At 63.4% G+C, this 9220-nt stretch carries 6 protein-coding genes and 2 pseudogenes; 5 read left to right on the forward strand and 3 right to left on the reverse strand.

Annotated features, from left to right (window positions below):
* The 5 genes and pseudogenes from AC1D00_RS13980 to AC1D00_RS14000 form a co-directional block, all read left to right on the forward strand.
* A pseudogene (locus tag AC1D00_RS13980) lies at window positions 1-403 on the forward strand (non-homologous end joining protein Ku); the annotation flags it as partial.
* Window positions 404-567: 164 nt separating this feature from the next.
* Entirely contained in the window at window positions 568-981 is a 414-nt protein-coding gene (locus AC1D00_RS13985; RefSeq protein WP_477011071.1) for a response regulator, read from the forward strand.
* Window positions 982-1063: 82 nt separating this feature from the next.
* Entirely contained in the window at window positions 1064-1852 is a 789-nt protein-coding gene (locus AC1D00_RS13990; protein ID WP_162479159.1) for an alpha/beta fold hydrolase, read from the forward strand.
* On the forward strand, window positions 1853-3001 hold the full coding sequence (locus AC1D00_RS13995; protein WP_477011072.1) for a PAS domain-containing sensor histidine kinase: 1149 nt from the start codon (window positions 1853-1855) through the stop codon (window positions 2999-3001).
* Between the two features lie 186 nt (window positions 3002-3187).
* Window positions 3188-5392: a PAS domain S-box protein gene (locus AC1D00_RS14000; protein WP_477011073.1), complete on the forward strand. Its 2205-nt coding sequence runs from the start codon at window positions 3188-3190 to the stop codon at window positions 5390-5392.
* A 136-nt stretch (window positions 5393-5528) separates the two neighbouring features.
* Here the strand turns inward: AC1D00_RS14000 and AC1D00_RS14005 are convergent, their stop codons facing one another.
* From AC1D00_RS14005 to AC1D00_RS14015, 3 genes and pseudogenes are all read right to left on the reverse strand, one after another.
* On the reverse strand, window positions 5529-5795 hold the full coding sequence (locus AC1D00_RS14005; protein WP_477011074.1) for a hypothetical protein: 267 nt from the start codon (window positions 5793-5795) through the stop codon (window positions 5529-5531).
* Between the two features lie 125 nt (window positions 5796-5920).
* Window positions 5921-6050 (reverse strand): annotated as a pseudogene (locus AC1D00_RS14010) (SOS response-associated peptidase); the annotation flags it as partial.
* Between the two features lie 131 nt (window positions 6051-6181).
* On the reverse strand, window positions 6182-9220 hold the full coding sequence (locus AC1D00_RS14015) for an efflux RND transporter permease subunit (RefSeq protein ID WP_477011075.1): 3039 nt from the start codon (window positions 9218-9220) through the stop codon (window positions 6182-6184).

A 9220-nucleotide genomic window follows, 5' to 3' on the forward strand; every position in this document is an offset into this window, starting at 1 on the left:
GAGCAGGAGTATTTCGACGAGATCCAGGATATCAAAGTTACCAAGGACATGCTCGATCTCGCGAGGCACATCGTGAACCAGAAAGCCGGCCGGTTCGACCCCGAAAAATTCGAGGACCATTACGAGACCGCGCTGATCGAACTCATCAACCAGAAGCGGGCCGGCAAGCCGATCACGCCGAAGGACAAGCCGGCCGCGACCAACGTCGTCAATCTGATGGAGGCGCTGCGTCGGAGCGTCGGCCAAGAAGCGGCGCCCGCGAAAGTGGGCAAGGCGGCCAAGAAGCCGCGGAAGGCGGGGGCCGGACAGAAGGAAATGCTGATGCCGATCGCCGGCAAAAAAACCGGCGAAGGAAGCAGCGGCAAAGAAGCCCGCGACCTCCAAGCAGCGGAAATCGGCCTGACCACAGGCTGCGGATATCGAGCCGACACCGGCATTTCTCCTGCAAGGACTCGTCGCTCGGGCGCGGACGGCTGAAAAAGTGAACACTTCGCCCTTTGCTACGTTGGAGCGCGTGGCACGTTTGCTCCTAGGCCTGCGGGTGCCCGTTTTAATGAGAGATGCGAGATGCACCTGAGCAACTCCCAAGCCCCCGCAGAACGACCGACAATCCTTCTGGTCGAGGATGAAGATCTCCTTCGTGAGATGCTGGAAGAGACCTTGGTCGAAGCGGGTTACGGCGTCGTAAGCGCCGCTTCCGGCGAGGAGGCAACCAATCTGCTCAGCATGCCCCCTTTGCCGCGGGCGCTCGTGACCGACATCAATCTGGGCCGCGCCAGGATGGACGGATGGGAGCTCGCCCGTCTCGCGCGGCAGTACGATCCAGGCTGCGTGATCCTCTACGTCTCCGGCGATAGCGCGCATCGCTGGGCGGCTGACGGCGTGCCGCAAAGTGTCCTCTTGGCCAAGCCCTTTGCCCCCGCGCAATTGGTGGAGGCGATATCCGGTCTCCTCACCCGTTCAGGGTCATTCCCGTCCTAGAAAACGAATGCGCCGGCGGCTGTTTGGACGTAGGCTGCCTGCAAAACAACAAGCCGTGCTTCACGCGCAAAGGGTGGTCGAAGTGTCCGTCGAATTCCGCAACAACGTGCAGGTCCGGGGTCGGGGTGAGCGGGCCATGATGTTCGCCCACGGCTTTGGATGCGACCAGAACATGTGGCGCTTCGTGGCACCGGCTTTCGAGCGCGATTTCAGCACGGTGCTGTTCGACCACGTCGGAGCGGGCCGCTCGGACCTCGCCGCTTACGATCGCCAGAAGTATTCCAAATTATCCGGCTACGCCGACGATGTTGTCGAGATTGGCCGCTCACTGCGCCTGAAGGATGCCGTATTCGTGGGGCATTCCGTCAGTGCGATGATTGGAGTGCTTGCCGCGATCAAGGATCCGACACTCTTCGAAAGCCTCATCCTTGTGGGGCCTTCGGCGCGCTACATCGACGATGGTGACTATGTCGGCGGCTTCAGCGCTCAACAGATCGAGGAGCTTCTTTCCTTCCTGGAAGAGAACCACATGGGCTGGTCGGCGCAGATGGCGCCTGCCATCATGGGCAATCCCGATCGTCCCGAACTCGGCGAGGAGCTCACCAACAGTTTCTGCCGTACGGATCCCGCGATCGCCAAGGAGTTCGCCCGGGTCACGTTCCTGTCCGACAACCGCGCGGACCTGGCCAAGGTCAACGCTCGCACGCTGATCCTCCAGTGCAGCGAAGACATCATCGCCGGGCAACAGGTAGGTGCGTTCGTCCAGCGCAATATCCCGAACAGCAAAATGGTGGTCCTGAAAGCAACCGGCCATTGTCCCAACCTGAGCGCGCCGGACGAAGTCGTCGCCGCAATTCGAGATTTCGTCTGAGTGAACAACAATCATCCTGCCGACAGCAATTTCGAAGACCTCTACGAAAACGCACCCTGCGGCTACCTGTCCGTTCGTCCGGACGGTCGTATCGATCGGGCCAATCGGACCCTTGCGGGCTGGATGGGGTACCAGCCCGATGACCTTCCCGGGATGCGGCTTAGCGATCTGCTCAACATGGCGGGGCGCATATTCCTTGAGACCCATGTCGCCCCGCTGCTGCGTATGCAGGGCTTCTTCGACGAGTTCGCGCTCGATCTCCTGACCAAAACCGGAACGCGGCTGCCGGCGATCGCCAACGCGCGTGAGCGGCGGACCGACGCTGATGCGCTCCTGTTCACGCGCCTGACGATCATGCGGGCCACAGACAGGCGCCGCTATGAGCGAGGGCTGATCGACGCCCGCAAGGAAAGCGACGAGCTCAAGGCCGCTCTAGAGGAGCGCCTGCGACAGGAGCGCGAAAATGCCGAACTGCGGGAGCAGTTCATCGCCGTCCTCGGCCATGACCTGCGCAATCCGCTCGCATCGATCGCGGCCGGCGCGCGGCTGATGCTGAAGGCCAAGACGCCGGAGGACGCGCTGCGGCTCGAGGCCATGATGCAGAGCAGCGTGGGCCGCATGGCCAAGATGATCGAAAGCGTCATGGATCTGGCTCGAGGTCGGCTTGGCGGAGGCATCTCGCTGTCGAAGGCCATCACCGCTATCGAGCCCGTTCTCGATCAGGTCGTGGCGGAACTGGCTGCAGCCCATCCGGATCGCAGCATTGAGAGCAATTTTGAGGTCGAGACCCCGGTGTTCTGCGATCCCGCCCGCGTCGCCCAGTTGTTCTCGAACCTGCTCGGCAATGCGATCAGCCACGGCGCGCCGGACGAGCCCGTGCGGGTCGAAGCGAGCGCCAAGACAGACATGTTCGAACTCTCGGTGGCCAACGCAGGCGCTGCCATTCCGGAGGAGGCCCGCAAACGCCTGTTTCAGCCGTTCTACCGCGGAGAGGCTCACGGACCAGCGCAAGGACTCGGGCTGGGCCTCTACATCGCTGCCGAGATTGCCAAGGCTCACGGCGGTTCGATCGACGTCGCCTCGTCCGAAGCGGAGACCAGGTTCACCTTCCGCATGCCCCTGCAAGGCGAAGGCGCACTACGTCCCTAGTGGTCTGGCACCATAAGAGCCCGGCCCGCCCGACCAACGGAGGTGTCATGGTACGCTGAGCGCGGAACCAGCGCATCTGACGTTCGTTGCCTATGCGCCAACGGGGGCCATTCCAACCACCAACCCAGCATTAACGGCCGGCAATTGCGATCGACGGCGTTTCCGCTCGACCCGCCTTGGAGGCTCATGACCCAAATTACGGATAAATCGGAGCCGCAGATTGCGGCGTGGCAGTGGAGGCAGATCGTCAATGGGGCCACCGATACTRCCATCATTACGACTGATCTCCAGGGGCGAGTGACGAGTTGGAATACCGGAGCTTCCAGGATCCTCGGATGGGAGCCGGCCGAGATGCTTGGGCAATCCCTGTCCCGAGTGTTCGCCGAACAGGACCAGGAAGCCCAACTTCGCCGCGAAATCGAGGATGCGCTGGCGAAGGGCAAGGGCGGCGGCGAAGAAGGCTGGCGCCTTCGCAAAGATGGCTCACGGTTTTGGGCCGTCGGAGAGCTCAGCCCGATCCGGGACAAATCTGACGTTGTAGGATTCCTCAAGATCTTGAGGGACCGCACGGCGCAACGCAACGCTGAAGAAGCTATCCGAGAAGAACGCCACGCGCTCGAAGTGCTCAACCGTGCCGGCTCGGCGCTCGCCGCGGAGACGGACCTCGAGCGCCTCGTTCAGATCGTCACGGATGCGGGCGTGGCGCTTACGGGAGCCGAGTTCGGCGCCTTCTTCTACAACGTCATCAACAACGCGGGCGAGAGCTACATGCTCTATACGCTCTCCGGAGCGCCGATCGAGGCGTTCTCGAAATTCCCGATGCCTCGAAATACCCAGGTGTTCGCGCCTACCTTCCTGGGGCAAGGCATCGTTCGCTCGGACGATATCACCAAGGATCCGCGCTACGGGAAAAACTCGCCCCGCAAGGGAATGCCGGAAGGTCACCTACCGGTCCGAAGCTACCTCGCCGTCTCGGTCATATCCCGGACGGGTGAAGTGCTCGGCGGTCTGTTCTTCGGGCATGCGCGGACTGGCGTGTTCAACGAGCGCTCGGAGCGGGGCCTGTCCGGGCTTGCCGCCGAGGCCGCCGTCGCTATCGACAACGTCCGCCTCTCGCAAGCGATGCAGCGCGAAATCGAGGAGCGGAAGCGGGCCCAAGAGGCACTCGTCGAGCTCAACGCCACGCTCGAGAGGCAAGTGACCGAGCGCACCGAACAGCTGCGCAAGAACGAGGAGGCCTTGCGCCAGTCGCAGAAGATGGAGGCCGTAGGCCAGCTCACGGGCGGCGTGGCACACGATTTCAACAATCTGCTGCAGATCATTCTGGGGAATCTGGACACCCTGCAGCGCAATCTGCCGGCTGAATCCGGTCGGCTGCAGCGGGCAGCGCGAAATGCGATGACGGGCGCGCAACGGGCAGCCACCCTAACCCAGCGTCTCCTGGCGTTTTCGCGTCGTCAACCTCTCGATCCCAAGCCGCTTGATGTGAACGCACTCGTCAACGGACTGTCGGACATGATCCATCGTACGCTTGGCGAAACGATCGATGTGGAAACTGTCCTCGGTGCAGGCGTGTGGCGAGTCGAAGCCGACCCGGCCGAATTAGAGGCGGCTGTCATCAATCTAGCCGTGAACGCCCGCGACGCGATGACGAACGGCGGTCGACTGACGATCGAGACCAGCAATGCGCACATCGACGAGGCGTACGTCGCCTCGCACACCGAAGTCGTGGCCGGGCAGTACGTCGCCATCGCGGTCACGGACACCGGCGCCGGCATGGACTCGAAAACGGTGGCGCAGGCTTTCGAGCCCTTTTTCACGACCAAAGCCGTAGGCAAGGGCACCGGTCTAGGGCTCAGCCAGGTATACGGTTTCGTCAAGCAGTCCGGTGGTCACGTCAAGATCTACTCGGAAGTGGGAGAAGGGACGACGGTGAAGCTGTACTTGCCGCGGCTCGCGGCGCAAGCGGCAGGCGTTGAGCAAGCCGAGTCCACTCAAAATCCCGAAGCGGGACAGGAAGAGACCATCCTGGTCCTCGAGGACGACGACGAGGTGAGAGCATATTCGGTCGAGACTCTGCGCGAACTGGGCTACCGCGTCATCGAGGCTCACGACGGGCCCTCGGCTCTGAGATTGCTCGAGCGCCAACCTCGCGTGGACCTCCTCTTTACTGACGTCGTTTTGCCGGGCGGCTTGACAGGCGCACAGGTCGCAACCCAGGCGAAAACGCTTCGACCTGCATTAAAGGTGCTCTTTACGACCGGATACGCGCGCAACGCCATCATCCACCACGGGCGGCTCGACAAGGGCGTGCAGCTGATCGTCAAGCCGTTCAGCTTCGGCGATCTGGCGGCGAAGGTGCGCGACGTCCTCGACGGCGCTTCGGACTAGGGCCCGCCCAGCGGCAGCCGGTTGAAGCCCGCAGAACGCGCGGTCGCACACTTCTCGGTCCGGCCCCCGCGAGTGTCGCAGGCCCGAAGCACCCATCCGGCCGGGCCTCAGGCGTCCGGGCGCAAACAGGCCATGCTCAGCGTTCGGACGGACATTCCGGACAGGTATCGCCGATCGAATTCAGCACTTCGCGCACCTCGGCGACCGCCTGATCCGGAGACAAGCCATTCGGTGGCTCACGTCTGGCGATGGCCAACGCGTGCTCTAGCGCATGCGGATCGGCACGGTCCTTTGCCCAGCCGTGCTCCTCGCATTCGTGGATGGCGCCGGCTTCCTGCAGCACGTGGATCGCCCAACCGCGCAGGGTCCGGATCGCCTTCGGTCTTTCCCTCGTCATCAGCATCGATATGGCTCCTGCCGGGACGAATCCTTGAGACCTCCGGCTCGTTCCGGGCGGTTAGCACGGGTCAGGATTCCGAAATGCAGAGGCTCAGGCTTGTCCACGTGTTCCACCGGGCTGTGCAGAACCTACGCGGTCGGCGCCCGGTCTTCCTTCACGCCGCGGGCGACGATTCGGAGCGCCCCAGGAGAGCGGCCGCTGCAGCTTCAGCGCCTCGTCCGGAGGCGCGGTCATCCAGGTCTCGACCTCGTCGGGCGTCCGGCATGCCCCACCGTGCGGTGGCGAGCTCGCGGCCCTCGGCGCCGGTCCGGACGATCGGCACGCTCGGCATCGGCGGCAGGTTGCCGACGTAGCGGTGACCACCCGGAACAGCGCGCGCCACAAGGGTGTCAGGCTCCTTTGGCCGAGCGGAACAGCAGGAAGTATCCTGCTGGGACGAAGAAGAGTGTCTGGACGGACGCGACGGCGAGTCCCGACATCATGAGCACCGCCATGGGCTGCCACAACGCGCCGCCGGCCAGCGCCATCGGTGCGAGCCCGAGCACGGTGGTGGCCGACGTCAGCAGGATCGGACGAAGACGCTTTCCAGAAGCAGCTACGATGGCTTTCCGAAGCGGAAGCGTCTCGCGCTCGATATCGATCTGGTCGATCAGCACGATGGCGTTGTTGATGATGATCCCCGACAGGCTGATGATGCCCAGGGTCCCGAAGAACGAGAGCGGTTGTCCCGTGGCCAGCAGCCCGAAGGGGATGCCGATCAAGATCAGTGGTATGCTCATGAAGGTCAGGAGGGTGCGCCGGAAGGAGTTGAACTGCAGGATGATCGCCAGCACCATCACGGCAAGTGCGATCGGAAAGCCGGCGGCGAGCTTCTGATTGGTCTCCGCGCTTTTCTGGATCTCGCCCCCCACGGTCACGTGATAACCCCCGGTCATGTCCATCTCGTCGAGCCCGGGCTGGATGGTTTCCAGTAGCTGCCCCGCGGTCAGCGAGGTGCTGCGGGCCGTCACCGTGATCGTCCGTTCCTGGTTCTTGCGGCGGATCCGCGCGAAGTCGAACCCGGGCTTCAGCCTCGCGACTTGGGCCAGCGAGATGAGGCCACCGTTCTTCGCGAAGGTCGCGCTGGTGAGGCCTTCCAGGCTCTGCGACGTGTAGGCGCCGGCGCGCAACACGATCGGGATCGAGTTGTCGCCTTCCCGGTAGATCGACACCGCGGTGCCGCTGAAGTAGGTGTTCAGCAGTCGGGTCACTTCCTCCGAGGTCACTCCAAGCTGACGCGCGCGGTCCTGGTCGATCTCGACGACCACCTTGACGATCTTGTTGCCCCAATCGTCGTCGTTCTCGCGCACGTCCGGAGCCGCCTGCAGCAGGGATCGGACCCGTTCGCTGAAGCCAAGCAGCCGGTCCCCATCGGACCCCGAGATCTCCAGCTCCACGACGCCGGATTCCACGGCTCCCATGGCCAGCCGCTTGATCTTGAAGCTTGCTTCGGGATGATTGGCGTACAGATATTTCCAGGCGCGATCGGCCGCACGGATCGCGCCCTGATAGTCGTTCGTGCTGACCAGGAAGAACGCAGATGCCGGGTCCGGCGGAACGGGGGTCAAGGTGAGATAGAACCTCGGACCGCCGTCACCCACATAAAGGATCTCGCTGGAGATCTCCGGATTGGCTGTCTTGTCGCCGAGCCATCGCTCGATCTCCCGCGCGCGAGCTTCGGTTCGCGAGATATCGGTCCCGTCAGGCATGTTCATGTAGACCAGGAACTGGCCGCGTTCGCTGAGCGGAAACATCTCTTTGGGGATGCGGCCGAACTGAGTGAGCGCGATCAGCACCAGCGCGACACACCCCACCAGCACAACGGGCGAGAAGCGCAACGCCGGGCCGAGCGCGGACGCATAGAGCCGCTGCAGGCGTGAGGGGGCCTCATCCTCGTTGCCGGTCGCGCCCCGCCGCCCGATCAGCCACACCGTCAGGGCGGGAAGAATGTACAGCGCCGTGATCCAGGAGCCTCCCAGCGTGAGCGCCACCACGGCGGCCAGCGAGAACGCGTACTCGCCGGACGCACCCGACAGCAGCATGAGCGGCAAGAACGCCGCGATGGTGGTGATCGAGGAGATCAGGAGCGGCAGTGCATATTGCTCTCCGGAGGCGAGCCCCGCCTCCTCGGGCGGCATTCCGCGGCCGATCCGGCTGACGATGTCCTCGACGATCACGACCCCATTGTCGACCAGCAGCCCGAGCGCGATGATGATCGCCGCGATCGAGACCTGCTCCAGCGCGATCCCCAGCGCCCGCATGCCGATCAACGAGAACATCACGGCGAAGGGAACGATCATCGCCGCGATGGTGCCCGCCCGCAGGCCAAGGAAAACGATCACCAGCACTGCCACGACGACGAAGGTCTGGGCGACGCTGGACAGGGCGGAATTGACGGAGGCGCGGACCTGATCGGCCTGGTAGGTGGGGAAGGAGAGGGCGAAGCCGATCGGGAGCCGCTGCTCAAATTCGCGTGCCGCCGTACGGAGCTTGACACCGATCTGGGTGACATCCTGGTCCGGCTGCATGATCACGCTGAGGACTACAGCAGGACGGCCGTTGAAATAGATCGGCTTAACCTTTGGAGAGACGTAATCCCGGCGGACAGTGACGATATCGGCGAGCCGGACCAGGCTGTCGGTGCTGCCCACACGGGTCAGCATGGTCTCGATCGCCCGCACGTTCGGGAAATCTCCGGAGGTCTCCAGCAGGAGGCGCGTGCCGTCCGCGTTGATGTTGCCGGACGGCAGCATCACGTTCTGCCCCTGTAGGTCCTTGATCAAAGCGTTCACCTGAACGCCGATCGCGGCCAACTTCCGGGTATCGAGTTCGAGCCAGACCCGTTCGTCCTGTACGCCGTGAAGCTCGACCTTGGAGATGCCGGCGATCTGATACAGCTTCTTCCGGAAATCCTCGGCCGCATCCTTCAGCTCGCGCGGCGAAAAGCCTTCGCCCGTGATGGCGATGGTGGCGATCGCAACGTCGCCGAAGTCGCTGTTGACAAAGGGTCCAACGACGCCGTCGGGCAGTTCGACCTTAGCATCGGCCATCTTGTCGCGAAGCCGCTGCCAGGTGGCAGTGACGTTCGCGACCTCGTCCTTCAAGTCGACATAGATCGTCAGGGATCCTTCGCCCGCAAGCGTCCTGATGTCCTTGACCTCGGCGAGCTCGCGGATCTTCCGCTCGATGGGAACGGCGACGAGATTTTCCATCCGCTCGGGGGCCATGCCCGGGAAGAGGGCCGACACGACCGCAGTCCGGATGACGATCACGGGGTCTTCGCGCTTCGGGAAGTTCGGATAGAGCCCGATCCCGGCGATCAGGAGCCCGATCATGGCCATGATCGTGAATCGAGACCGTGCAAGTCCGAATCGGGTGAGGAGATTCAC

The sequence above is a fragment of the Bradyrhizobium sp. P2_E8 genome (genome assembly GCF_056403875.1).